A 514-nucleotide genomic window follows, 5' to 3' on the forward strand; every position below is an offset into this window, starting at 1 on the left:
GCACTGTGATAACTGGCGCCGTGTTTCGTGGCTCCGATCTTTCTTGTGGGGAGTTTTCATCGTTTGATTGGTCTTTGGCTGATTTTACTGGTTGTGATTACGGTGGGCGCTTGGCGAGCTTGATGCAAGGCGAATTAATTTAGATGGAGTGAAGTTGGATGGAGAGCAGGCGCTTCAGCTTGTTGAGAGTTTAGGTGTTATTGTTCACCGATAAAATCTAGGTAAAAAAACGCCTAATGCCCCCAATGTGGTACTAATCAAAACGGAGCGAAGCGACATCTTCATCTTGTCTTTGCTTTTCTCCATGATCAGTTATTGGGTCATGGTCTCTTAGCTCGTTAATCTGGCTAAGTTTGGTTAGGTTGGGCTTCTTTCGACACTTCGCAATCCAAGAAATCCCTAGTCCGTTGATTGGTGCTCTTATCAGGTACGCACTGTAATCTTTCGATACCGCAGCGTGATTCGGAGGTAGAGCCGGAATTTCGTTTTCCGGTACGTTTTACTACCACAATTT

Annotated in this window: 1 pseudogene; it reads left to right on the forward strand. The window is 45.3% G+C overall.

Annotated features, from left to right (window positions below):
• A pseudogene (locus tag BHE89_RS20120) lies at positions 1-214 on the forward strand (fluoroquinolone resistance protein); the annotation flags it as partial.
• Positions 215-514: the final 300 nt, after the last annotated feature.

The sequence above is a fragment of the Shigella sp. FC1967 genome (genome assembly GCF_001743005.1).
Lineage (GTDB): Bacteria > Pseudomonadota > Gammaproteobacteria > Enterobacterales > Enterobacteriaceae > Proteus.